21 protein-coding genes are annotated in these 22,735 nt (G+C 72.2%); 12 read left to right on the top strand and 9 right to left on the bottom strand.

Features of this window, described 5'->3' with window-relative positions; genetic code table 11:
• Window positions 1-16: 16 nt before the first annotated feature.
• Together MTF65_RS05415 and MTF65_RS05410 are read right to left on the bottom strand one after the other, a co-directional pair.
• The gene (locus MTF65_RS05415; RefSeq protein ID WP_243627032.1) at window positions 17-493 is read right to left on the bottom strand and encodes a nitroreductase family deazaflavin-dependent oxidoreductase; all 477 of its coding nucleotides are present in this window, start codon (window positions 491-493) and stop codon (window positions 17-19) included.
• A gap of 204 nt (window positions 494-697) precedes the next feature.
• Window positions 698-1,090, bottom strand: coding sequence for a DUF5997 family protein (locus MTF65_RS05410; protein ID WP_243627031.1), 393 nt, complete (start codon window positions 1,088-1,090; stop codon window positions 698-700).
• Window positions 1,091-1,148: 58 nt separating this feature from the next.
• Between MTF65_RS05410 and MTF65_RS05405 the strand changes: the two genes are divergently transcribed.
• Entirely contained in the window at window positions 1,149-1,952 is an 804-nt protein-coding gene (locus MTF65_RS05405; protein ID WP_243627030.1) for a LysR substrate-binding domain-containing protein, read from the top strand.
• A 25-nt stretch (window positions 1,953-1,977) separates the two neighbouring features.
• On the opposite strand, the gene MTF65_RS05400 is transcribed toward MTF65_RS05405, so the two are convergent.
• Window positions 1,978-3,858, bottom strand: a complete 1,881-nt coding sequence (locus MTF65_RS05400) for a serine hydrolase domain-containing protein (RefSeq protein WP_243627029.1) — start codon at window positions 3,856-3,858, stop codon at window positions 1,978-1,980.
• A 144-nt stretch (window positions 3,859-4,002) separates the two neighbouring features.
• Between MTF65_RS05400 and MTF65_RS05395 the strand changes: the two genes are divergently transcribed.
• From MTF65_RS05395 to MTF65_RS05380, 4 genes are all read left to right on the top strand, one after another.
• Window positions 4,003-5,109 carry a nitronate monooxygenase family protein gene (locus tag MTF65_RS05395; RefSeq protein ID WP_243627028.1) on the top strand — a complete coding sequence of 369 codons (1,107 nt, stop codon included), beginning with the start codon at window positions 4,003-4,005 and terminating at the stop codon, window positions 5,107-5,109.
• 15 nt (window positions 5,110-5,124) lie between these two features.
• Window positions 5,125-6,684, top strand: a complete 1,560-nt coding sequence (locus MTF65_RS05390; protein WP_243627027.1) for an acyl-CoA synthetase — start codon at window positions 5,125-5,127, stop codon at window positions 6,682-6,684.
• Window positions 6,685-6,806: 122 nt separating this feature from the next.
• Window positions 6,807-7,160 carry a hypothetical protein gene (locus MTF65_RS05385; protein WP_243627026.1) on the top strand — a complete coding sequence of 118 codons (354 nt, stop codon included), beginning with the start codon at window positions 6,807-6,809 and terminating at the stop codon, window positions 7,158-7,160.
• A 114-nt stretch (window positions 7,161-7,274) separates the two neighbouring features.
• On the top strand, window positions 7,275-8,390 hold the full coding sequence (locus tag MTF65_RS05380; RefSeq protein WP_243627025.1) for a calcium:proton antiporter: 1,116 nt from the start codon (window positions 7,275-7,277) through the stop codon (window positions 8,388-8,390).
• A gap of 111 nt (window positions 8,391-8,501) precedes the next feature.
• On the opposite strand, the gene MTF65_RS05375 is transcribed toward MTF65_RS05380, so the two are convergent.
• A complete protein-coding gene (locus MTF65_RS05375; RefSeq protein ID WP_243627024.1) occupies window positions 8,502-11,009 on the bottom strand; it encodes a penicillin acylase family protein in 2,508 nt (835 codons plus the stop codon).
• A gap of 170 nt (window positions 11,010-11,179) precedes the next feature.
• Between MTF65_RS05375 and MTF65_RS05370 the strand changes: the two genes are divergently transcribed.
• A complete protein-coding gene (locus MTF65_RS05370) occupies window positions 11,180-11,437 on the top strand; it encodes a hypothetical protein (RefSeq protein ID WP_243627023.1) in 258 nt (85 codons plus the stop codon).
• 21 nt (window positions 11,438-11,458) lie between these two features.
• Here the strand turns inward: MTF65_RS05370 and MTF65_RS05365 are convergent, their stop codons facing one another.
• The 3 genes from MTF65_RS05365 to MTF65_RS05355 all read right to left on the bottom strand — a co-directional run bounded on the left by MTF65_RS05365 (window position 11,459) and on the right by MTF65_RS05355 (window position 13,440).
• Window positions 11,459-12,280 carry a YhjD/YihY/BrkB family envelope integrity protein gene (locus MTF65_RS05365; protein ID WP_374207157.1) on the bottom strand — a complete coding sequence of 274 codons (822 nt, stop codon included), beginning with the start codon at window positions 12,278-12,280 and terminating at the stop codon, window positions 11,459-11,461.
• A gap of 127 nt (window positions 12,281-12,407) precedes the next feature.
• Window positions 12,408-12,614 carry a 4-oxalocrotonate tautomerase family protein gene (locus MTF65_RS05360; protein ID WP_243627022.1) on the bottom strand — a complete coding sequence of 69 codons (207 nt, stop codon included), beginning with the start codon at window positions 12,612-12,614 and terminating at the stop codon, window positions 12,408-12,410.
• A gap of 70 nt (window positions 12,615-12,684) precedes the next feature.
• Window positions 12,685-13,440: an SDR family NAD(P)-dependent oxidoreductase gene (locus MTF65_RS05355; protein WP_243627021.1), complete on the bottom strand. Its 756-nt coding sequence runs from the start codon at window positions 13,438-13,440 to the stop codon at window positions 12,685-12,687.
• 114 nt (window positions 13,441-13,554) lie between these two features.
• On the opposite strand from MTF65_RS05355, the gene MTF65_RS05350 reads away from it, so the two are divergent.
• Entirely contained in the window at window positions 13,555-14,475 is a 921-nt protein-coding gene (locus tag MTF65_RS05350; protein WP_243627020.1) for a LysR family transcriptional regulator, read from the top strand.
• Here MTF65_RS05350 and paaK read toward each other — a convergent pair.
• Entirely contained in the window at window positions 14,472-15,791 is a 1,320-nt protein-coding gene (gene paaK, locus MTF65_RS05345; RefSeq protein ID WP_243627019.1) for a phenylacetate--CoA ligase PaaK, read from the bottom strand. The two genes, MTF65_RS05350 and paaK, sit on opposite strands and share 4 nt — an antisense overlap.
• 106 nt (window positions 15,792-15,897) lie before the next feature.
• On the opposite strand from paaK, the gene MTF65_RS05340 reads away from it, so the two are divergent.
• Window positions 15,898-16,758, top strand: a complete 861-nt coding sequence (locus MTF65_RS05340; protein ID WP_243627018.1) for an alpha/beta fold hydrolase — start codon at window positions 15,898-15,900, stop codon at window positions 16,756-16,758.
• Window positions 16,759-16,788: 30 nt separating this feature from the next.
• Here MTF65_RS05340 and MTF65_RS05335 read toward each other — a convergent pair whose 3' ends face one another.
• Window positions 16,789-18,426, bottom strand: coding sequence for an acyl-CoA synthetase (locus MTF65_RS05335; RefSeq protein WP_243627017.1), 1,638 nt, complete (start codon window positions 18,424-18,426; stop codon window positions 16,789-16,791).
• Between the two features lie 186 nt (window positions 18,427-18,612).
• Between MTF65_RS05335 and MTF65_RS05330 the strand changes: the two genes are divergently transcribed.
• From MTF65_RS05330 to MTF65_RS05315, 4 genes are all read left to right on the top strand, one after another.
• Window positions 18,613-19,413, top strand: coding sequence for a crotonase/enoyl-CoA hydratase family protein (locus MTF65_RS05330; protein WP_243627016.1), 801 nt, complete (start codon window positions 18,613-18,615; stop codon window positions 19,411-19,413).
• Between the two features lie 120 nt (window positions 19,414-19,533).
• Window positions 19,534-20,496, top strand: coding sequence for a Zn-ribbon domain-containing OB-fold protein (locus MTF65_RS05325; RefSeq protein ID WP_243627015.1), 963 nt, complete (start codon window positions 19,534-19,536; stop codon window positions 20,494-20,496).
• On the top strand, window positions 20,496-21,560 hold the full coding sequence (locus MTF65_RS05320; protein ID WP_243627014.1) for a thiolase domain-containing protein: 1,065 nt from the start codon (window positions 20,496-20,498) through the stop codon (window positions 21,558-21,560). Before MTF65_RS05325 ends, MTF65_RS05320 begins: the two co-directional genes overlap by 1 nt.
• Window positions 21,557-22,723, top strand: a complete 1,167-nt coding sequence (locus tag MTF65_RS05315) for a thiolase domain-containing protein (protein ID WP_243627013.1) — start codon at window positions 21,557-21,559, stop codon at window positions 22,721-22,723. Before MTF65_RS05320 ends, MTF65_RS05315 begins: the two co-directional genes overlap by 4 nt.
• Window positions 22,724-22,735 lie beyond the last annotated feature (12 nt).

Genomic DNA, 22,735 nt, shown 5'->3' with positions numbered 1-22,735 from the left:
GACCGGGCCGCTCGGGTCAGGCCCGGGCGGCCTGGCGGTCGCGGTCGGGGCGGCCGGTCGGCTCGATCACCACGATCGGGATCTCCCGCTCGGTCTTGGCCTGGTACTCGTCGTACGAGGGCCAGTGCTTGACCATCAGCGGCCAGTACGCCGTGCGCTCCTCGGGCGTGGCCGTGCGGGCCGTCCCGTGCAGGATCTCGGGCCCGACCTGGATCCGGACCTCGGGGTGGGCGCTGAGGTTCTTGTACCAGAGGGGGTGGTCGGGGGCGCCGCCGGAGGACGCGACGACGAAGTAGCGGCCGTCGTCCTCACCGTAGATGAGGGGAGTCCGCACGGGATTGCCGGAGACCCGCCCCACCGTGGTGAGGAGCAGCGTCTGGGTGCCGTTCCAGTACTGGCCCTCGGCGCCGTTCGAGCCGACGTACAGCTTGACGTGGTCCAGCGCCCAGCCGGTCTTGGGGTCGTTCGGGTGGTCCCAATCGATGTCGGTCATATCGCCATGCCTGCCTTCGGTGTTGAACGGTCAACGAACTTCAACAACGACTCTCAACGCGCAGGGGCACGGTTCTATGCCGGTCCATGCCGGGCGCGGACGGCGGTCCGGGGCAATGCGAAAGTCCCCGGCGATCACATCACCGGGGACCTTCGTCGCGCGCCACGCCACGTGACGCGGCTGACGCTGTGGGTCAGGGCGCGGCTACTGCTGCTTCTGCGCGCGCTCCGCCTTCTTCTCCTTGATGCGCACGGCCTCCTTGCGGACCTCCGCCTGGGTGGCGCGCTCCTTCTGCAGCCACTCCGGGTTCTCGGTCTTCAGCGCGTCGATCTCCGCCGTGGTGAGCGGGTCGGTGATCCCGCCGCGCGCGAGGCCCGCGATGGAGATGCCGAGCTTGGCCGCGACCACCGGCCGGGGGTGCGGGCCGTTCTGTCGCAGTTCCTGCAGCCACTGGGGCGGATCGGCCTGCAGCGCACTCAACTCGGTGCGCGAAACGACACCCTCCTGGAACTCTGCGGGTGTGGCTTCGAGGTACACACCCAGCTTCTTGGCCGCGGTCGCGGGCTTCATCGTCTGGGTGGTCTGGTGCGACGTCATGGTGTCAAGAGTAGCGAGCGTGTGCGAGGCCTCCGACCACGACCGGTAATCTGGGCGGGTGACAGGCTCGGAAGTACCTCCTTCGTTCCGGCTCGCCTATGTTCCAGGGGTGACGCCCAGCAAGTGGGTGCGGATCTGGAACGAGCGGCTGCCCGACGTTCCGCTGACCCTCCTCACGGTGTCCCCCCAGGAGGCCCCCGGCGTCCTGCGGGCCGGCGGCGCCGACGCGGGGTTCGTACGGCTGCCGATCGACCGGACGGCCCTCAGCGCGATCCCCCTGTACACCGAGACGACGGTGGTCGTGGTCCCGAAGGACCACCTCGTGGCGGCGGTCGAAGAGGTGTCCACCGAGGATCTGGCCGACGAGATCGTGCTGCACCCCCTCGACGACACCCTCGACTGGGAGCGGCTGCCCGGGCGGCCCGCCATCGAGCGCCCCGCCACGACCGCGGACGCCATCGAGCTGGTGGCGGCCGGTGTGGGCGTGCTCGTGGTCCCGCAGTCGCTCGCGCGCCTGCACCACCGCAGGGACCTCACCTACCGGCCGGTCACGGACGCCCCCGAGTCGCGCGTCGCGCTGTCGTGGCCGGAGGACGAAACCACCGACCTGGTGGAGGAGTTCATCGGAATCGTCCGGGGGCGGACCGTCAACAGCTCCCGTGGCCGCGGCAAGCCCCCGGCCCCGGAGGCCCAGCCGAAGGCCAAGCGCCCCGACGCGGGCGGCGGCGCGCGGCGGAAGCCGGCCGCCGGGAAGTCGACGGGCAAGCCTCCCAGGAGCGGCGGATCGGGCGGCTCCGGCGGCGCCAAGGGTGCCAAGGGTGCCAAGGGCGCCCGCCGCGGGAAGCCTCGCGGCCGGGGCTGAGACGCCGGGTTTTCGGATCAGGGATCTAGTCGGTCGACCTGGTCCAGCCGGTGGACCCGATGAGGGCCGCGTCGCGGGGTCGGTCCTCGGCGAAGAGGAGCCGCGCACGCTCCGTCACCCGTACGGCATCCACGTAGACCCCCCGCCCCACGTAGCGGCCGGTCGCGGTGTGCCCGAAGCGCAGGCGTACCTCGCGACCCGCCCAGGCGGTGAGCGGGGCTTCGAGGCGGTGCCAGACGCGGCCGGACCAGCCTCCGGCGGAGCCGCGCGGCCACTCCTCCGGTGTGCCGCCCGTGGTCCGTACGGTGGTGAACGGCAGCGGCTCCCAGTTCTCCCCGTCGGGCGAGGCCTCCAGGTGGAAGGCGCCCTCGCCCGGCACGGTGTCCCACCACACGGCGCAGCGCAGCCGGGCGGCGGCCGTGGCCGGGGTGAGCGGGGGCAGGGTGAGGGTCCCGGAGGCGCCCGGGGTGATGCCGGAGAACCAGGCCGGGCCGCCGTGCCGGGTACGGACCGGCACGGCGCGGGCGAAACGGTTGCCGACCGCGACCCGGGGGGCGCTGCCGGCGCGCCAGGTCCGTACGGGGTGGACGGAGTTGCCCAGCAGGATCAGGAAGGAGTCGGTGGAGGGGTCCAGCACGAGGGACGTGCCGGTGAAACCGGTGTGCCCGGCGGAGTGCGGGGTGGCCATGGCGCCCATGTACCAGTGCTGGTAGAGCTCGAAGCCGAGGCCGTGGTCGTCGCCGGGGAAGGCGGTGTTGTAGTCGGTGAACAGCAGCTCGACGGAGGCGGGGCGCAGGATGCGCCTGCCCGCGTAGGCGCCGCCGTCGAGCAGGGTGCGGGCCAGGACGGCCAGGTCCCAGGCGGTGCCGAAGACACCGGCGTGGCCGGCGACGCCGCCGAGGGCGTGCGCGTTCTCGTCGTGTACCTCGCCCCACACCAGCCCTCGGTCCAGGCCGGACCAGGGCGGTCGCTGCACTTCGGTGGCGGCGGTGACGCGGCGCCAGGAGAGCGGTGGGTTGTAACGAGTGCGGTGCATCCCGAGCGGAGCGGTGATCTCGTCGTGGAGCAGGGCATCCAAAGTGCGGCCGGTGATCCGTTCCAAGAGCAGCTGGAGCGAGATCAGGTTCAGGTCGGAGTACCGGTACACCGTCCCGGGAGTCTCCTGCGGTCGCACCGACCACAGCAGCCTCAACTGCCCCTCGCGCGTGGACTGCTGGTAGAAGGGCGCCCAGGAGCGCAGTCCCGAGGTGTGCGTCAGCAGCTGTCGGACCGTGATCACCTCCTTGCCACCCCCGGTGAATTCCGGCAGGTACCGGACCACCGGAGCCTCCAGCTCCAGCCGGCCCCGCTCCATCTGCTGGACGGCCAGGATCGAGGTGAACAGCTTGGTCAGCGAGGCCAGGTCGAACACCGTGTCCTCGGCCATCGGGATGCGTTCGGCCGCCGGGAACTCCCGGACCCGGTCCGTGCGCCCGTCGTAGTCCGCGTACCGGACGGCGTACCCCATGGCCCGGTGCAGGGCGACCGTACGGCCCCGCCCGGCGAGGACCACGGCCCCGGCGTAGTAAGGGTGTTCGGGGGAGGGGCCCAGGAACCGCCGCGCCTCGTCCACCACTCCCTCCAGGTGCCGGTCCAGCAACCCGGCCTGGCGGGCCGACCCGTACCGCAGCCGCAGGCCCTGCAAGGCGCGTCGCTCGGCGGGATTCCCCTGGGCCCCGGCCGCGCCGGGCAGCGCCGCGTGCAGGAGGAGCACACCGCCGAGCGCGAGCAGCCGCGCACCGAGCCGTCTCCGGGTGAGCCCGGGCCTGGCGCCGCCGTCCGCCGTGCCGTCCGCCGCGCCTTCCGTTGCGCCGTCCGCCGCGCCGCCGGCGCCAGCCGCGTACTCCGCTCCCGTGACCCTGTCCATGCCGGCCTCCCGTACGCCGTCGCACCCTCTCGAAGTATCTGCCCGCACGCTCCGCACCCTCCGCATCAACCGGCCGTCAAAGAATCTGACACAGCATCAGAAAATCTCTTCCCTCGGCCGCCGCGCTACGGCATCCTGCGGCCCATGGAGACGGAGCTGAGCAAGAAACTGGGAGTCGAGCACGCCATCTTCGGCTTCACGCCCTTCCCGGCGGTCGCCGCCGCCATCACCCGCGCGGGCGGGTTCGGCGTACTCGGCGCGGTCCGCTACACCGACCCCGACGACCTCAAACGCGGCCTCGACTGGATGCAGGACCACACCGAGGGCAAGCCGTACGGCCTCGACGTCGTCATGCCCGCCAAGAAGGCCGTCGACGGCATCAGCGAGGCCGACATCGAGGCGATGATCCCGGCCGCGCACCGCGAGTTCGTCCGCGACACCCTCGCCAAGCACCACGTACCCGAACTCGCCGAAGGCGAGGCCTCCGGCTGGCGGATCACCGGCTGGATGGAGCAGGTCGCCCGCAACCAGCTCGACGTCGCCTTCGACTACCCCATCAAACTCCTGGCGAACGCCCTCGGTTCCCCGCCCGCCGATGTCATCCGGCGCGCCCACGACCACGGCGTCCTCGTCGCCGCCCTCGCGGGCAGCGCCAAACACGCCCGCCGCCACGCCGAGGCCGGCATCGACATCGTCGTCGCCCAGGGCTACGAGGCCGGCGGCCACACCGGCGACATCGCCACGATGGTCCTGGTCCCCGAGATCGCCGAGGCCGTCGCCCCGCTCCCCGTCCTCGCCGCCGGCGGCATCGGCAGCGGCGAGCAGATCGCCGCCGGCCTCGCGCTCGGCGCCCAGGGCGCCTGGCTCGGCTCGCTCTGGCTCACCACCACCGAGGCCGAGCTGCACTCCCGCGCCCTCACCGAGAAGCTGCTCGCCGCCGGTTCCGGCGACACCGTCCGCTCCCGCGCCCTCACCGGCAAGCCCGCCCGCCAGCTGCGTACCGAGTGGACCGACGCCTGGGACGATCCGGACGGCCCCGGCGCGCTCCCCATGCCGCTCCAGGGGCTGCTGGTGGCCGAGGCCGTCTCCCGGATCCAGAAGTACGAGGTCCAGCCGCTGCTCGGCACCCCCGTCGGCCAGATCGTCGGCCGGATGAACGCCGAACGCAGCGTCCAGGCCGTCTTCGACGACCTCACCAGCGGCTTCGAGCGCGCCATCGACCGCATCACCCGCATCGCCGGCCGGGCCTGAGGAGTGAGCAGCACGATGACAGACAACCCGTCGGCCCCCAAGGGCTTTTGGGCCCAGGCCGCCGCCGATCCGGACCGCACCGTACTGATCACCCCCGAAGGCGAGCGGTGGAGCGCCGGCCGGCTGCACGCCGACGTCAACCGCCTCGTCCACGGCCTGCGCGCCGCCGGGCTGGAGAAGGGCGACGTCTTCGCCGTCGTCCTCCCCAACGGCGTCGAGTTCTTCACCGCCTATCTCGCCGCCTCCCAGGCCGGCTTCTACCTCGTCCCGGTCAACCACCACCTCGTCGGCCCCGAGATCGCCTGGATCGTCTCCGACTCCGGCGCCAAGGTCCTCATCGCCCACGAGCGCTTCGCCGACGCCGCCACCGCCGCGGCCGACGAGGCGGGCCTCCCCGCGAGCCACCGCTACGCCGTCGGAGCGGTCGCGGGCTTCCGCCCGTACGGCGAACTCCTCGACGGACGGCCCGGGACGGCCCCCGAGGACCGCACCCTCGGCTGGGTCATGAACTACACCTCCGGCACCACCGGCCGGCCGCGCGGCATCCGCCGCCCGCTGCCCGGCAAACTCCCGGAGGAGACCCACCTCGGCGGCTTCCTCGGCATCTTCGGCATCCGGCCCTTCGACGGCAACGTCCACCTGGTCTGCTCGCCGCTGTACCACACCGCCGTGCTCCAATTCGCGGGCGCTTCCCTGCACATCGGACATCCGCTGGTGCTGATGGACAAGTGGGCGCCGCAGGAGATGCTGCGCCTGATCGACGACCACGCGTGCACGCACACCCACATGGTCCCGACCCAGTTCCACCGGCTCCTCGCGCTCCCGCAGGAGACCAAGGACGCCTACGACGTCTCCTCGATGCGGCACGCCATCCACGGGGCCGCGCCCTGCCCCGACCACGTCAAGCGGGCGATGATCGACTGGTGGGGCACCTGCGTGGAGGAGTACTACGCGGCGAGCGAGGGCGGCGGCGCCTTCGCCACCGCCGAGGACTGGCTGAAGAAGCCGGGAACGGTCGGGAAGGCCTGGCCGATCAGCGAACTCGCCATCTTCGACGACGACGGCAACCGGCTGCCGCCCGGTGAACTGGGCACCGTCTACCTGAAGATGAACACCGGCGGCTTCAGCTACCACAAGGACGAGTGCAAGACGAGGAAGAACCGCATCGGCGACTTCTTCACGGTCGGGGACCTCGGCCTGATGGACGAGGAGGGCTACCTCTTCCTCCGGGACCGCAAGATCGACATGATCATCTCGGGCGGCGTCAACATCTATCCCGCCGAGATCGAGTCCGCGCTCCTCACCCACCCGGCGGTCGCCGACGCCGCCGCCTTCGGCATTCCGCACGCCGACTGGGGCGAGGAGGTCAAGGCGGTCATCGAACCGGCGGAGGGCTTCGCCGCGAGTGCCGCGCTGGCCGCCGAGATCATGCACCACTGCGAGCGGCAGCTGGCGGCCTACAAGCGGCCCAGGACGGTCGACTTCATCGAGACGATGCCGCGCGACCCGAACGGCAAGCTGTACAAGCGGCGGCTGCGCGACCCGTACTGGGAGGGCCACGAGCGCGCGATGTGAAGTACCGCTGCGGAGCCGTGCGAGGACTTCCCTGCCGTGCTGCCGTGCTGCCGTGCTGCCCTGCTGCCGTGCGTGCCCTGCCCGCCAACGGGCAGGGCAGGGCTGCTGAGTAGGCTTGCGGCATGACTTCTGCGCTTGTGCTCGGCATAGACCCCGAGGCGGTACCCACCCTCGACGCGGGGGCCTTCCGCGCGTCCCTCGACCAGGAACTCGCCCGGTTCGGCGAGCACGGCATCGACGCCGCCATGGCGCTGATCGTCTTCGACGGTTCGGCCGAGTCCGTGATCACCGCAGCGCTGACCGAACGCCCCTGGGACGTCGTCGTGGTGGGAGGCGGGATCCGCAAGACGCCGGAACTCCTGCCTCTGTTCGAGCAGATCGTGAACCTGGTACGCCGCCACGCGCCCGACGCGGCGATCGCCTTCAACGCGACGCTCGACGACATCGTGGAGTCCGCCCGGCGCCGGCTCGTCTAGAGCCCCGTTTCTTCCGCCGGCGCCCCGGTGCTGAACAGCCCGTGGAAGTCGTCGTCGTGCCGCGCACCGCACTCGCGGGACGGGTCTGGCAGTTTGGGTGATATGCGCACGAAGATGAGCAACTCACCCCTGACCGACTGGACCGTCGTGGTCCCCGTGGTGGCGCTCGTCGCGCTCGTGTTCAGCTGGGGACGTGATCTTCCCCCGGTCGCGGTGGCGCTGGTCGCCCTCTGCCTCGGCGGCGCGGTGCTGGCGGCCGTCCACCACGCCGAGGTCGTCGCCCACCGGGTCGGCGAACCCTTCGGCTCGCTCGTCCTCGCCGTCGCCGTCACCGTCATCGAAGTGGCCCTCATCGTCACGCTGATGGCCGACGGCGGCGACAAGACCGCCTCGCTCGCCCGCGACACCGTCTTCGCCGCCGTCATGATCACCTGCAACGGCATCGTCGGCCTGTCGCTCCTCGTCGGCGCGCTGCGCAACCGGGTCGCCGTCTTCAACGCCGAGGGATCCGGCACGGCCCTCGCCACCGTCGCGACGCTCGCCACGCTCAGCCTCGTGCTGCCCACGTTCACCACCAGCAAGCCCGGCCCCGAGTTCTCCACCGCCCAACTCGCCTTCGCCGCCGTGGCCTCGCTCTGCCTGTACGGGGTGTTCATCACCGTCCAGACCGTCCGCCACCGGGACTACTTCCTGCCCGTGGACAGCACTGCCGACCGGCACCGCGCCGCCGGCCATCCGGCCCCCGAGGACGAGGGCCACGCCGCGCCGCCCACCGCCCGGGCCGCCCTGACCAGCCTCGGCCTGCTGCTCGTCGCGCTCGTCGCCGTCGTCGGCAACGCCAAGGCCGTCTCCCCGACCATCGAGGCGGGCGTCGCCCGCGCGGGCCTGCCCCACGCCGTCGTCGGTGTGATCATCGCCCTGCTCGTGCTCGCCCCCGAAACCCTGGCCGCCGTGCGCGCCGCCCGCCTCGACCGCGTCCAGACCAGCCTCAACCTCGCCTACGGCTCCGCCATCGCCAGCATCGGCCTGACCATCCCGGCCATCGCCCTCGCCTCTGTCTGGCTCTCCGGCCCCCTGCTGCTCGGCCTCGGTCCGGTCCACATGGTCCTGCTGGCCCTCACCGTCGTGGTCAGCGTCCTCACCATCGCCCCGGGCCGGGCCACCCTGCTCCAGGGCGGAGTCCACCTCGTCCTGCTGGCCGCGTACTTGTTCCTCGCCGTCAGCCCCTGAGCCGCAAGGGCGGTGAGGGGGCCCGGCGGCCGGGGCGGCCCGGCGGCCCGGCGGTGTCTCCGTCGCCCGGCCGCCGTCGCCGTCGTCCTCGCCGTCGTCCTCGCCGTCGGGTCAGCGCCGCTCGCGCGGCCAGACCACCTTCAGCTTCGGCGAGGTGAGGATGTCCCGCTCGCAGAACCGTGCCTTCACCCAGCGCTCCTCGGAGAAGAGGCCCGTCTGGTCGGCGTGGTACGGCGAGTTCGGATTCGAGGACTGGCTGTACGTCAGCAGCGTGCGCGCCACCGGGCAGCGCCCGCCGTCCCAGCCGACCGCCTGGATGTGGCTGGAGCCGTGCACGACGTCCGGGTAGCCGCCGCTCGCCGCGTTCCACGGCGCCTCGATCTTGTTCCAGACGCCGAGTGCCTCCGTGCCGCCGCCCACCGGCAGTTTCCGGCCGCCGCGCACCACGAACTGGTGCTCGCCCAGCGGGGCGTCGAGCGCGATCCCGGCCGCCTTGAGCTCGGTGACCATGTCCGCGAGGGCCCGCCCGATGCCGGGTGCCGCCCGGTTGAGCGTACGGGGCGTCCGTACCGGATCGGCCGGTGAGAACGGCACCAGCCACAGGTCCTTGGCCGGTGTGCCCGCCGTCAGCTTCCGCCAGAACCGGTCGAAGAGGAGCGCGCCCCGGCTGGCGGTGTTCGCCGTACGGTCCCAGGCCGCGAGCACTCCGCAGGCCGCGGAGACGTCCACCGCCGCCCCGTCGCTCGCCGTCGCCGTGCCGCCGGGCAGCGCGGAGCAGGCCTTCGCGGCGTCGGCCGCCGCCAGGTCACCGGCGGGTACCCGGTTCGCGAACTGCTGCTTCTGCAGGTCGGCCACCGTCAGCCAGCCCTTCGCGGCCATTCCCGCCACGTCCTCGACCGCGCCGCGGGTACGCAGCGAGCGCGGCGTGCCGACATTGCCCCAGATCCGCTCGTAGCCGGTCAGCGGCCGGTCGGCGTTGGCCAGCCAGGCGCTGTCGTTGGAGTTCTCGGCGTACGGGGCGTCGCGCAGCGTCGGCGCCTTGCCCGGGCCGAAGACGCCCGGCTGCACCGCGTCCGGGTCCGTGCCGAGCGCGCAGTCACCGCGCGAGCCGTCGAGCACCGCGAGCCCGGAGGCGGGGTACGTGGCCTTGCCGAGCGGGGTGGAACAGCGGGCGGCGAGCTCGTCGGTGATCCGCGGGAGCACCTGGGACTGGGTGAAGAGCGTGCCGCCCGCCTCGTCCGCGGCGATGGTGTTGACCCAGGGCAGGCCCTGCGTACGCTTCAGCGCGTCCTGGATCCCGGCGACCGAGCGGGCCTTGCCCAGGGCGAGGGCGGTGTCGGCGCCGCGGAGGTTCGCGGCGTTGGGGTCGTTCAGCGCGTACGCCGTGCCGGCCGTCCAGGGCAGCGGCAGGCCCGGGCCGAGGCCCGTGATGACGGGGCCGTAGCGGGTCCACCACTGGGAGCGGGTGACCGGATTCCCCTCCGCCACCTGGACGCTGACCTTGCGTTCGGTCATCCTCTCGGGTTTCCCGTCGACCAGGTAGGTGGTCGGGTCGGCCGGGTCCAGGGCCAGCTGGTGGAGGTTCACGGGGGTGCCGGTGGCCACGGTGTGGCTCCAGGCGGCCTTCTCGTTGAAGCCGATGTTCACCACCGGCGTGCCGAGCAGGGATCCGCCCGACACGTTCAGCTCGCCGGGGATGGTCTGCTGCGACTGCCAGAACCGGCGTCCGCCCTGCCAGGGGTAGTGCGGGTTGCCGAGCAGCAGGCCGCCGCCGGACGCCGTGGTGGAGCCGGCGAAGGCGACCGCGTTGGAGCCCCTGTCGTAGCGGGTGGTGTCGAAGAAGGCCTGCGCGGCCTCGGCGGCGGCCGCCGGGTCGGGCGACGGGTCGGCTGCCGGGTCAGGTGCCGGATCGATGCCCGGATCGGCTGGGGACGGGGCCGCCGTAGGGACCGCTGCCCGGCCCGGCGGCTGGGCCGCCGTGATCCCGTCGACGCCGCGCCCCTGCCCGCCGAGCACGGACACCGCGAAGGCGCGCGCGGCCACGTCGGTGGTGCTGACCGGGCGCACCCAGGCGGCGCCCTCGCAGGCCGGATCGGAGATCTTGTTCTGGGCCAGCCACGCGTTGTATCCGGCGGCCCAGCCGCGCATCAGCTCCTTGACGTCCTCGCTGGGCCCGGCCGGGGCGGGCGAGGCCAGGAGCATCTCGACCGTGCCGGACTCCCGTACGCCCTTGAAGTAGAGATCGCTGGAGAGGTTCTTGGCGGCCGAGGAGAGCGCGCCGTCGGTCACCGCGTCGGCGCCGAACCAGCGCGAACGCTCACCGGCCACGGTCACGAACCCGTCGGCGAGAACGCAGACCTGGTCCGCCGCCTGGGCCCAGCCGGTGCCGAACCCGAGGTGCGCGTAGTCCTTCGCGCGTATGTGCGGGATGCCGTTCTCGGTGTACCGGATGACGGCGGAGAGACCGCCTCCGGCGGGGCCGCCGTCCGCCGCGTCGGAAGCCGACGCGGCGACCGCGGCCTGCGGTATCGCGGCCGTGGCGGCGAGCAGGGCGGCGCCGGTGAGGGCGACGTGACGGAGGAGCGGGCGGGTGCGGCGGTGTCCATCGAAAGAGCGCAACGTACCTCCCAAGTAGCCAGTGACTGGCCGAGGTTGCCCGTGAAATGGGGCCGGCGGTGCTTCCGTGCCCCCACACTCACGCAGGTGAGCCGATGATCTGTCAACATCCCGTTTGGTATCCCGCTGCTCCGGCCCTTGACGCCTCGCGGCGCGAGCGGTTCCCTGCTGCGATGAACGATCTTCATATGGAACAGGTGGACGGCGACAGAGCTGTGCTGCGGGACTGGCGGCACGTCCACAACCTGATCATCCCCACCGCCCCCCTGACGCTCGACGAGGTGCGTGAGCGTGCGGAGGTCATCGAGACGGTGGTGCTGGAGTCGAACCCGGACGGGCTGCGGTTCGCGGTGGGCCACGGGTTCGTCGAGGTGGAGCGGTACCTGCTGCCCGGGGACACCGTGCCGTTCATCGACCTGCGGCTCGGCTGAGCCGGGGCGGGGGGCCGGGCCTCACTCGGGGAGCAGGCCGGCGTGCTGAAGGCGGCGGAGGGTGAGGTGTTCGTGGACCATGCGCCCGACGAGCGCTCCGCCGTACGTGACGAAGCCGACGCCGACCAGCCAGGACTGGACGACCAGCAGGGTGCCGAAGGGGCCGTACGTCACGGCGTTGGAGGCGATCAGTGGGGAGAACACCAGCTGCGAGAAGACCCGCAGGCCGAGCAGTCCGAGGCTGGTCGCCACCGCCCCCGGCAGCAGCGCCCGCCAGCGGACCCGGCCGCCGAGCAGCAGCCGCTGGGACCCCCAGAAGAACAGGCAGGTGCCGAGGAGGTCGCCGGAGGTGCCCAGGACGGTGCCGACGGCGTTGTGCGAGGGTGCGGGGATCTCCACCAGCAGTGCGAGGTAGCAGACCAGCAGCGCGAGCCAGATGACGTGCCGCCACATGGTGTGCCAGCGGGCGGTCGGCAGGTCCCAGACCTTCTCGTACCCGGTCTGCACCGCCGAGCCGAAGGTGAGGCCGAAGACGGCGAGGGCGGCCAGACCGAACGCGGTGGTCCGCTCCAGCGCCAGGTCCGCTGCCCCGAACAGCATCTCGACCCGCGCCCGTGAGAACTCCGCCACGCCGAGGGCCTGGCCGAGCCAGCGGCCGAAGCCCGAGCCGCTGCCGGGGGAGGCGGCCGCGACGACCACCAGCAGCGGCACGAGGGTGAGGAACCCGAGGGCGGCGAAGCCCATGGCCCGGTGCATCAGCTCCATCTCACGCCCACGGCTCCAGGCCAGCCCGACGTGGGAGGCCTGGAGCCGTTCGTACAGCGTCCGGGGCTTCGGGGTCACGGGCACTGGCCTACCCGGGAGCGCCCCGCGCGCCCCGGTGGACACCGGGTATTAGGCCCGAAGGGGTGGTTTCCCGCGTCCGCGCGGCCGGACGGGCGGTCACGGCGGTGCCGCTCCCGCTCATCGCCTACCGCTTGTTGCGGCGTCGGTACTCCTCGGTCGGGACGCCGCCGACGCCCCAGTCCTCAAGGGCGACCTCGTCGATGAGGACGAAGGTGGTGGCCGGGTCCTTGTCGAGGACCTTGACCAGGAGGTCCGTGACACCGGCGATGATCTCGGCCTTCTGCGCGGCGGTGGCGCCCTCGCGGGTGATCTTCACGTTGACGTACGGCATGACACGTCCTTTCGGGACGAGGAGTGAGGTGAGGGAGGAATGAGGGTGAGGGAGGGGTGGGGGAGCGAGATCAGGAGCGGCCGATGACGTGGCCGCCGTCCACGCGCAGGGCGTGGCCCGTGATGAACTCGGCCTCGGCGAGGTAGAGCACCGCCTCGGAGATCTCGGAGACCTCGCCGACGCGGTTCAGCAGTGCGAGCCCGCCGAAGGAGTCGACGTCGGAGCCCTTGTGCAGGGGGGTGCGGATGATGCCCGGCGCCACCAGGTTGACGCGGATGCCGTCGGCGGCGAGCTCGGCGGCCAGGCTGGTCGTCAGGCCGTGCACGCCGGCCTTGCTGACGACGGGCGCGGAGGCCGGGAAGCCGGCGAGGCCGTGGTCCACCAGGACGGTCCCGATGTTGACGACGCTCCCCCCGATCCCCTGCTCGCGCACGGCGCGGACGAAGGCCTGGGTGGTGATGTAGGTGCCCTTGAGGTTGCCGGTCAGGAAGCCGTCGAGCTCCTCCTCCGACACCTCGGTGAAGGGGCGGGACGCGAAGGTGCCGGCGTTGTTGACGAGGACGTCGAGGCCGCCGAAGCGGTCGAGTGCCGTACGGACGAGGGCCTCGCCGGTGCCGCGGTCGGCGATGCTTCCCGCGACCCGGGCGGTGCGCTCCGGGTGGCCGAGCCCGGCGGCGGCCTTGGCCAGCCGGTCGGCGTCGCGGCCGCTCAGGACCACGTTGTACCCGGCCGCAAGGAACGCGCGGGCGATGTCCAGGCCGATGCCGCTGGAGGAGCCGGTGATCAGGGCGGTGCGGGTGCGTGCGGAGGTGCTGGTGTCGGCCATGGTTCATCTGCCTTTCGGGCTTTGCGAGTTCGGTTCTTTGGTGACACCAGAAACGTAAGAGACCCGAACTCATAACACCACGACGGATTATGAAGCATGAGATAATCCAGCGTTATGGATGTGGATCTGCGCGACCTCGAACTCCTGACCGCGACCGCCGATGCCGGTTCGCTGACCGCCGCCGCCGAGCGGCTCTTCGTGAGCCAGCCCGCCCTCAGCCAGCGGTTGAGCCGGCTGGAGGACCGGCTGGGGATGCGGCTCTTCGACCGGGTCGGCCGCCGCCTGGTGCCGAACACGGCCGGCCGCCGGATGCTGGTCGCGGCACACCACATCCTGGGTGAACTGGAGTCGGCCACCCGCGACCTGCGGGAGTTGCGCGACGGCCGGGACCGCCGGGTGCGGTTCACCGCGCAGTGCAGCACCACCTTCCAGTGGCTGCCTCCGGTGCTGCGCGCCTTCCGGGAGCGGGAGCCGGACGCCGAGGTGCGCATCGAAACGGTCGCCGACGACGAGCCGATCCCGGCGCTGCTGGCCGACCTGGTCGATGTCGCCCTGGTCACCAAACCGGACGCGCAGATGGACCGGGTGGAGCTGACGCCGCTGTTCGAGGACGAGATGGTGGCCGTGGTTCCGGCCGGGCACCCCTGGGCCGCGCGCAAGCACGTCACCGCGGCGGACTTCAACGGAGTCGACCTGGTCCTCTACGACGTGTACGACCAGAACCGCATCCCGTCGATCCCGCTGCCGATCCCCCCGCAGGCGCGCCCCGCCCGGATCACCACCATGCCCCTGGTGACCGACCTGGTGATCGAAATGGCGGCGGGCGGCCAGGGGATCGCCGTCCTGCCGAACTGGGTGGCGGCGCCGTACACGGCGTCGCACGGCGTCGCGCTGGTCCGGATCGGGTCGCGAGCCGCGACGCGCACCTGGTACTGCGCCACGCGCCCCGGCCCCAGGCCGCCCCACCTGGACGTCTTCGTGGAGGAACTGACGGCCCGCCTCACCGGCCCCCTGACCGGCCCCCTGGCTGCCTAGGCTCTGTCGCGCGCCTCCTTGGGCTCGCGGAGGTCCACGAGTCGCTTGATCTTGCCCACCGAGCGTTCCAGCGTCTCCGGGTCGACGACCTCTACTCCGACGGAGACTCCGATGCCCTCCTTGACGGCCCGGACCACGGCCGCCGCCGCGGTCTGCCGGTGGGCGGTACCGGTCTCCCGGCGGGCCTCCACTCGGACCGTCAGGGCGTCCATCCGGCCCTCCCGGGTCAGCCGCAGCTGGAAGTGCGGGGCCAGGCCGGGCGTCCGGAGCAGGATCTCCTCGATCTGCGTCGGGTACAGGTTCACTCCGCGCAGGATGATCATGTCGTCGCTGCGGCCCGTCACCTTCTCCATCCGCCGGAAGGACGGGCGGGCCGTACCCGGGAGCAGCCGGGTCAGGTCGCGGGTGCGGTAGCGGATGACCGGCATGGCCTCCTTGGTCAGCGAGGTGAACACCAGCTCCCCGGACTCGCCCTCCGGCAGCACCGCGCCGGTCAGCGGATCCACCACCTCCGGGTAGAAGTGGTCCTCCCAGATGTGGAGCCCGTCCTTGCTCGACGCGAACTCCTGTGCCACGCCCGGTCCCATCACCTCGGACAGCCCGTATATGTCCACTGCGTCGATGCCGAGCCGCTCCTCGATCTCGCGGCGCATCTCCTCGGTCCACGGCTCCGCGCCGAAGATCCCCGTACGGAGGGAGGTGGTGCGGGGGTCGATGCCCTGGCGCTCCATCTCGTCCAGCAGGGTGAGCATGTAGGACGGGGTCACCATGATGACCTCCGGCCGGAAGTCCTGGATCAGCCGGACCTGGCGGTCCGTCATGCCCCCGGAGGCGGGGACCACCGTACAGCCGAGGCGCTCCGCGCCGTAGTGCGCGCCGAGGCCGCCGGTGAACAGGCCGTACCCGTAAGCGATGTGCACGGTCTGGCCCGGTCTGCCGCCCGCCGCCCGGATGGACCGGGCCACGACGTCCGCCCAGGTGGACAGGTCCCCGTCGGTGTAGCCGACGACCGTGGGCCGGCCCGTGGTGCCGCTGGAGGCGTGGACGCGGCGTACCTCGGAGCGGGGTACGGCGAACATGCCGAAGGGGTACTGGTCGCGCAGGTCGGCCTTGGTGGTGAACGGGAACAGGGAGAGATCGGCAAGCGTGCGGCAGTCGTCCGGGTGGACGCCGGCCTTGTCGAAGGCCTGCCGGTAGTGCGGCACCCGCTCGTAGGCCCGGTGCAGCGTCGCGCGCAGCCGCGTCAGCTGGAGCGCGGCCAGCTCGTCGCGGCTCAGCCGCTCGCTTTCGTCGTGGACATCCGCGAATGCCGTCATGTCGTCACCTCGCCCTTGAGTCAACCGACCGATCATTCGGTAGAGTGCCGGACCTCGGCGGCTAAATCAATGACTCGAACGAGTGATCGCATGATGGGATGGCCCCATGCCGATCTTCGACACCTATGACGGAACCGAACTCGCCTACCACGTACGGGGAGAGGGCGAGCCGCTCATCTGCCTCCCGGGCGGCGCCATGCGGGCCTCGGCCTACCTGGGCGATCTCGGAGGGCTGGCCTCCGGGCGCGGCCTGATCCTCCTCGACCTGCGCGGTACGGGGGACTCCGCCATACCGGCGGACGAGTCGACGTACCGCGTCGACCACCAGGTCGCCGACGTCGAGGCGCTCCGGATCCACCTGGGCCTGGAGCGCGTGGACCTGCTGGCCCACTCAGCCGGCGCCAACCTCGCCCAGCTGTACGCGGCCGCGCACCCCGAACGCGTGCGCCGGATGGTCCTGGTGACCCCGACCGCCTGGGCCGTGGACCTGCCCGTGACCGACGAGCAGCGGCTGGAGGGTGCCCGGCTGCGGGCGGGCGGGGAGCCGTACGACACGGCGATCGCGGCCTACGAGCGCATCCTGGCGGGCGGGACCACGGACGCGGACCTGGACGCGGACTGGGACCTGGCGGCGCCGCTGTTCTACGGCGTGTGGGACGAGAGGGCCCAGGCCGATTACCGGGCGGGCGCGTGGCAGCAGAACGAGAAGGCGGCCGCGGCCTTCGCGGGCCCCGGAGCGTTCGATCCGCCCGCCACCCGGGCCGGGCTCCGGCAGGTCGGGGCCGAGGTCCTGGTGCTGGCGGGGGAGGTGGACGGCAACCCCCGCCCGGCGCTGGCGGCCCGGCTCGCGGAACTCTTCCCGAAGGGCTCGGTGGACGTCCAGGCGGGCGCCGCGCACTTCCCGTGGCTGGACGACCCGCGGTGGTTCGCGGCCCGCGTCGAACGCTTCCTCGCCGACGGAGCCTGACCCACGGCCGGCGGGCTGACGACAGACCACTCAGCGGGCCGGGTCCGCGTCAGCCCGGGTCGCCACCGACTTCGCCCAGCGGTAGTCCGCCTTGCCGCTCGGGGAGCGCTGGATGGCGGAGGTGATGACCAGCTGGCGCGGGATCTTGTACCCCGCCAGCCTGGTGCGGCAGTGGCTCTGGATCTCTTCCAGCGTCGGCTCCGGCGAGCCCGCCCGCAGCTGGACCACCGCGGCCACGTGGCTGCCCCACTTCGGGTCCGGCACCCCGGCGACCAGCGCGTCGTACACGTCCGGGTGGGACTTCAGCGCCTGCTCGACCTCCTCCGGATAGACCTTCTCGCCGCCCGTGTTGATGCACTGCGAGCCGCGCCCGAGGACGGTGACGATGCCCTCCTCGTCCACCGTGGCCATGTCCCCGAGCAGCACCCACCGCTCCGCGCCCTTCTGGAAGAAGGTCTCGGCGGTCTTCGCCGGGTCGTTGTAGTACCCGAGCGGTACGTGGCCGCGCTGCGCGAGTCGCCCCGGTACACCCACCGGCACCGCCTCGTGCGTCACCGGATCCACCACCTGCGTACGGTCGTTGACCACGAGGCGGAAGCCCTTCTCCGGGCCGGCGTCGTCGGTCGCCCTGCCGTTGGAACCGGACTCGGAGGACCCGAAGTTGTTGAGGAGCTGCACATTCGGCACGAGCCGCTGGAACTCGGCCCGTACCGTCTCCGACATGATCGCCCCCGACGAGGAGACGCTGAACAGCGAGGACAGGTCGGTCCCCTTGAGCGGGCCGTTCAGGGCGTCGATGAGCGGCCGGAGCATCGCGTCGCCCACCAGCGACACGCTCGACACCTTCTCCTTCTCGATCGTACGGAGCACCTCCTCGGGCGCGTACTTCCGGTGGATGACCACCCGCTGCCCGTAGTTGAAGGCGATGAACGAGGTCAGCGTCGAGGTGCCGTGCATCAGCGGGGGCGCGGGGAAGAAGGTGAGTCCGGCGCCGCGCGCCGCGACCCGCTCGGCCAGTTCCTCGGGCCGCTTCACCGGTTCGCCCGAGGGCTCCCCGCCGAACAGCCCCGCGAAGAACAGGTCCTCGGCCCGCCACATCACGCCCTTGGGCATGCCGGTGGTGCCGCCCGTGTAGATGATGAACAGGTCGTCGGGGGAGCGGGGCGGGAACCCGCGCGCGGGGGAGCCGGCCGCCTCGGCGTCCGCGTAGGAGAGGGGCGCCACCGAGGGCCGCGGGGCGCCCTCGGAGGCGGACCCGACGCGGATCAGGTGGCGCAGCCCCGGAGTCTGGGGGAGCGCGGCGGCGACCCGCTCCGTGAACTCGCCCTCGAAGACCAGCGCGGCGAGATCGGCGTCGTTGTAGAGGTAGACCAGCTCCTCCTCCACGTACCGGTAGTTGACGTTCACCGGCACCAGCCGGGCCTTCAGGCAGGCCAGCACGGTCTGCAAGTACTCGATCCCGTTGTAGAGGTGCAGGCCCAGGTGCTCGCCGGGCTTCAGCCCGCTGTCCAGCAGGTGGTGCGCGACGCGGTTCGCCGCGGCGTCCAGCTGCGCGTACGTCAGGCGCCGCTCGGCGCCGGTGCCGGGGTGGTCCACGTAGACGAGGGCCTCGCGGTCCGGGACCACGTCCACAACCGACTCGAACAGGTCGGCAAGGTTGTACTCCACCGTTCCTCCTGACCCGAAGTTCCCATGGCTTGACCCCGTGAGTGGTCTGCTCGGCGGTCATTAGAGCGCCGCTCAGCACAAGGGGGAAGGGCGAGGTCCAAGAAATCTGACTGAGTGTCAGAAAACTATTGAACTGCACTCTCCCCTCCTGCAACCTGTTCTAGGTCTTGAGACGGGAGGACGGCAATGGGTGGGACGGAACACCTGACCGTGGAACGCCACGGCGCCACGCTGGTGCTCACCATGAACCGGCCGGAGGCGAAGAACGCGCTCTCGCTGCCGCTGCTGGTGGGGCTGTACGACGGCTGGCTGGAGGCGGACGCCGACGACACGATCCGCTCGGTCGTCCTGACGGGCGCGGGCGGGGACTTCTGCGCGGGCATGGACCTGAAGGCGCTGGCGGGGAAGGGGATGGCGGGCGACCAGTACCGGGACCGCCTCAAGGCCGACCCGGACCTGCACTGGAAGGCGATGCTGCGCCACCACCGGCCGCGCAAGCCGGTCATCGCCGCCGTGGAGGGGTACTGCGTGGCGGGTGGGACGGAGATCCTCCAGGGCACCGACATCCGGGTGGCGGGGGAAGGGGCCACCTTCGGCCTCTTCGAGGTCAAGCGGGGGCTGTTCCCGATCGGCGGCTCGACGGTGCGGCTGCCGCGGCAGATTCCGCGCACGCACGCGCTGGAGATGCTGTTGACGGGGCGTCCGTACTCCGCCGAGGAGGCGGCGCGGATCGGGCTCGTCGGGCAGGTCGTCCCGGACGGGACCGCGCTGGCGAAGGCCCTGGAGATCGCCGAGCGGGTCAACGCGTGCGGGCCGCTGGCGGTGGAGGCGGTCAAGGCCTCGGTCTACGAGGCCGCCGAGCTGACGGAGGCGGAGGGCCTGGCGGCGGAGCTGAGGCGGGGGTGGCCGGTCTTCGACACCGCCGACGCGAAGGAGGGGGCGCGGGCGTTCGCGGAGAAGCGGCCCGCGGTGTATCGGCGCGAGTAGCCGTGCGGGTGCGGGTGCGGCGCCGTCGCCGGGGCGCTGCCCCGGACCCCGCGCCTCAAACGCCGGCGGGGCTGGATTTGCCCGGCGCACAAGCGGAATCAACCCGATCGGAGAGCCACCATGACCGCTGCCTCCCCACCGGAGGTGCTTCGCGCGCCTCTCGTCGTCGAGTTTCCCTTCACCCGGTCCCTCGGGCCCGTGCAGAGCGCCTTCCTCACCGGGCTGCGCGAACGCGTTGTCCTCGGCGTCAGGACCTCCGACGGGAAGGTGATGGTCCCGCCCGTCGAGTACGACCCCGTCACCGCCGAGGAGATCCGCGACCTCGTCGAGGTCGCCGCCACCGGCACCGTCACCACCTGGGCCTGGAACGGCGCCCCCCGCCCCCACCAGCCCCTCGGCACCCCCTTCGCCTGGGTGCTGGTCAAGCTCGACGGCGCCGACACCGCGATCCTGCACGCCCTCGACGCGCCCGGCCCCGAAGCCGTCCGTACCGGTATGCGGGTCCGGGTGCGGTGGGCCGCCGAACGTACCGGGGCCATCACCGACATCGCCTGCTTCGAGCCCCGTGCGGACGAGGCCGGACACCACACGCCCGCCCCGCACGACGGGGTCTTCGCCGACGCCGTCACCGGCATCGTCGCCGAGGCCCGCCTCGACTACACCTACAGCCCCGGCCGCGCCCAGACCGCGTACATCAACGCCCTCTCCGAGCAGAAGACCGTCGGCGAGCGCTGCCCCTCCTGCCGCAAGGTGTACGTCCCGCCCCGCGGTGCCTGCCCCACCTGCGGGGTCGCCACCACCGAGCGGGTCGAGGTCGGCCCGTCCGGCACCGTCACCACGTACTGCATCGTCAACATCAAGGCGCGCGGCCTCGACATCGAGGTCCCTTACGTCTACGCCCACATCGCCCTCGACGGCGCCGGCCTCGCCCTCCACGGCCGGATCGGCGGCATCCCGTACGACCAGGTCCGCATGGGCCTGCGCGTCGAACCCGTGTGGACCGCGGGCAGCCGCCACCCCGACCACTACCGCCCCACCGGCGAGCCGGACGCCGACTACGACGCGTACAAGGAGCTCATCTGATGCCGAGGTACGCCCGTGACGTGGCCGTCGTCGCCTTCGCGCAGAGCGACCACCTGCGCCGCACCGACGAGCTCAGCGAAGTCGAGATGGTCATGCCGGTCCTCCACCAGGTGCTGGCCCAGACCGGTCTGAAGGCCGGGGAGATCGGTTTCACCTGCTCCGGCTCCAGCGACTACCTCGCCGGCCGGGCCTTCTCCTTCACCATGACCCTCGACGGGGTCGGTGCCTGGCCGCCGATCTCCGAGTCGCACGTCGAGATGGACGGCGCCTGGGCCCTGTACGAGGCCTGGGTAAAGATCCAGACCGGCGAGGCCGACACCGCGCTCGTCTACGCGTACGGCAAGTCCTCGCCGGGGTCGGTACGGGACGTCCTGACCCGGCAGCTCGACCCGTACTACCTGGCGCCGCTGTGGCCCGACCCGGTCGCCCTGGCCGCCCTCCAGGCCCAGGCGCTCATCGACGCGGGCGAGACCGACGAGAGCGCCCTCGCCGCCATCGGCGCCCGCAGCCGGGACGCCGCCCGGTCCAATCCGCACGCCCAGCTCAGCGGCGCCGTCCCGCAGGGCGGCTACCAGGTCGCACCCCTGCGGACGGGGGACTGCCCGCCCATCGGCGACGGCGCCGCCGCCGTCGTCCTCGCGGCGGGCGACACCGCGCGGCGGCTGTGCGAGCGGCCCGCCTGGATCACCGGCATCGACCACCGCATCGAGGCCCACGGCCTCGGGCTGCGCGACCTCACCGACTCCCCGTCCACCCGGATCGCCGCCGAGCGCGCGGGCTTCTTCGAGGGCCCGGTGGACACGGCGGAGCTGCACGCGCCGTTCTCCTCCCAGGAGGTCGTGCTCCGCAAGGCACTCGGAATCGCCGAAGGCGACGGCGTGGCCGTCAACCCCTCCGGCGGGTCCCTCGCGGCCAACCCCGTCATGGCCGCCGGCCTGATCCGGATCGGCGAGGCGGCCGCGCGGATCCACCGGGGCGCGTCCGACCGGGCCGTCGCCCACGCCACCTCCGGCCCCTGCCTCCAGCAGAACCTGGTCGCCGTCCTGGAAGGGGACCGAGCATGAGCAAAGAGCCAGTTGCCGTCGTCGGCATCGGCCAGACCAAGCACGTGGCGGCCCGCCGCGACGTCTCCATCGCCGGACTCGTCCGGGAGGCCGCCGTGCGCGCCCTCGGCGACGCCGGGCTGACCTGGGCGGACATCGACGCGGTCGTCATCGGCAAGGCCCCCGACTTCTTCGAGGGGGTGATGATGCCGGAGCTGTACCTCGCGGACGCCCTCGGCGCGGTCGGCAAGCCCATGCTCCGCGTGCACACGGCCGGTTCGGTCGGCGGCTCCACCGCACTGGTGGCCTCCCAGCTCGTCGCCGCCCGCGTCCACCGCACGGTCCTGACCCTCGCCTTCGAGAAGCAGTCCGAATCCAACGCCATGTGGGGCCTCTCGCTGCCCGTGCCCTTCCAGCAGCCGCTGCTGGCGGGCGCCGGCGGCTTCTTCGCCCCGCACGTGCGCGCGTACATGCGGCGGACCGGCGCGCCCGACACGGTGGGCTCCCTCGTCGCGTACAAGGACCGGCGCAACGCGCTCAAGAACCCGTACGCGCACCTGCACGAGCACGGCATCACCCTGGAGAAGGTCCAGGCCTCGCCGATGCTGTGGGACCCGATCCGGTACTCCGAGACCTGCCCCTCCTCGGACGGCGCCTGCGCGATGATCCTCACCGACCGGGCGGGCGCGGCCCGCTCGCCGAGGCCGCCGGCCTGGGTGCACGGCGGCGCGATGCGCAGCGAGCCGACCCTGTTCGCGGGCAAGGACTTCGTCTCCCCGCAGGCGGGCAAGGACTGCGCGGCCGATGTCTACCGGCAGGCCGGGATCACCGATCCGCGCCGCGAGATCGACGCGGTGGAGATGTACGTGCCGTTCTCCTGGTACGAGCCGATGTGGCTGGAGAACCTCGGCTTCGCGGAGGAGGGCGAGGGCTGGAAGCTCACCGAGGCCGGAGTGACCGAACTCGACGGAGACCTTCCGGTCAACCCGTCCGGCGGCGTCCTGTCCACCAACCCGATCGGCGCCTCCGGCATGATCCGCTTCGCCGAGGCGGCCCTCCAGGTCCGGGGCCAGGCCGGGGAGCACCAGGTTCCGGACGCCCGACGGGCCCTGGGGCACGCGTACGGAGGCGGGGCGCAGTTCTTCTCGATGTGGCTGGTGGGGGCGGAGGAACCCGCTTCCTGACCGGAACATCCA

Origin of the sequence: Streptomyces sp. APSN-46.1 (assembly GCF_022815725.1) — a bacterium.
Lineage (GTDB): Bacteria > Actinomycetota > Actinomycetes > Streptomycetales > Streptomycetaceae > Streptomyces.
Note: the sequence above shows the minus strand (reverse complement) of the source record. Positions and strands in the feature narration are given on the sequence as shown.

Bases quoted from the DNA above. Each gene is read 5' to 3' on its own strand.
- MTF65_RS05415 (WP_243627032.1), bottom strand. From the start codon at position 493: ATGACCGACATCGATTGGGACCACCCGAACGACCCCAAGACCGGCTGG.
- MTF65_RS05410 (WP_243627031.1), bottom strand. From the start codon at position 1,090: ATGACGTCGCACCAGACCACCCAGACGATGAAGCCCGCGACCGCGGCC.
- MTF65_RS05400 (WP_243627029.1), bottom strand. From the start codon at position 3,858: ATGGACAGGGTCACGGGAGCGGAGTACGCGGCTGGCGCCGGCGGCGCG.
- MTF65_RS05395 (WP_243627028.1), top strand. From the start codon at position 4,003: ATGGAGACGGAGCTGAGCAAGAAACTGGGAGTCGAGCACGCCATCTTC.
- MTF65_RS05390 (WP_243627027.1), top strand. From the start codon at position 5,125: ATGACAGACAACCCGTCGGCCCCCAAGGGCTTTTGGGCCCAGGCCGCC.
- MTF65_RS05385 (WP_243627026.1), top strand. From the start codon at position 6,807: ATGACTTCTGCGCTTGTGCTCGGCATAGACCCCGAGGCGGTACCCACC.
- MTF65_RS05380 (WP_243627025.1), top strand. From the start codon at position 7,275: ATGAGCAACTCACCCCTGACCGACTGGACCGTCGTGGTCCCCGTGGTG.
- MTF65_RS05370 (WP_243627023.1), top strand. From the start codon at position 11,180: ATGAACGATCTTCATATGGAACAGGTGGACGGCGACAGAGCTGTGCTG.
- MTF65_RS05360 (WP_243627022.1), bottom strand. From the start codon at position 12,614: ATGCCGTACGTCAACGTGAAGATCACCCGCGAGGGCGCCACCGCCGCG.
- MTF65_RS05355 (WP_243627021.1), bottom strand. From the start codon at position 13,440: ATGGCCGACACCAGCACCTCCGCACGCACCCGCACCGCCCTGATCACC.
- MTF65_RS05350 (WP_243627020.1), top strand. From the start codon at position 13,555: ATGGATGTGGATCTGCGCGACCTCGAACTCCTGACCGCGACCGCCGAT.
- paaK (WP_243627019.1), bottom strand. From the start codon at position 15,791: ATGACGGCATTCGCGGATGTCCACGACGAAAGCGAGCGGCTGAGCCGC.
- MTF65_RS05340 (WP_243627018.1), top strand. From the start codon at position 15,898: ATGCCGATCTTCGACACCTATGACGGAACCGAACTCGCCTACCACGTA.
- MTF65_RS05330 (WP_243627016.1), top strand. From the start codon at position 18,613: ATGGGTGGGACGGAACACCTGACCGTGGAACGCCACGGCGCCACGCTG.
- MTF65_RS05325 (WP_243627015.1), top strand. From the start codon at position 19,534: ATGACCGCTGCCTCCCCACCGGAGGTGCTTCGCGCGCCTCTCGTCGTC.
- MTF65_RS05320 (WP_243627014.1), top strand. From the start codon at position 20,496: ATGCCGAGGTACGCCCGTGACGTGGCCGTCGTCGCCTTCGCGCAGAGC.
- MTF65_RS05315 (WP_243627013.1), top strand. From the start codon at position 21,557: ATGAGCAAAGAGCCAGTTGCCGTCGTCGGCATCGGCCAGACCAAGCAC.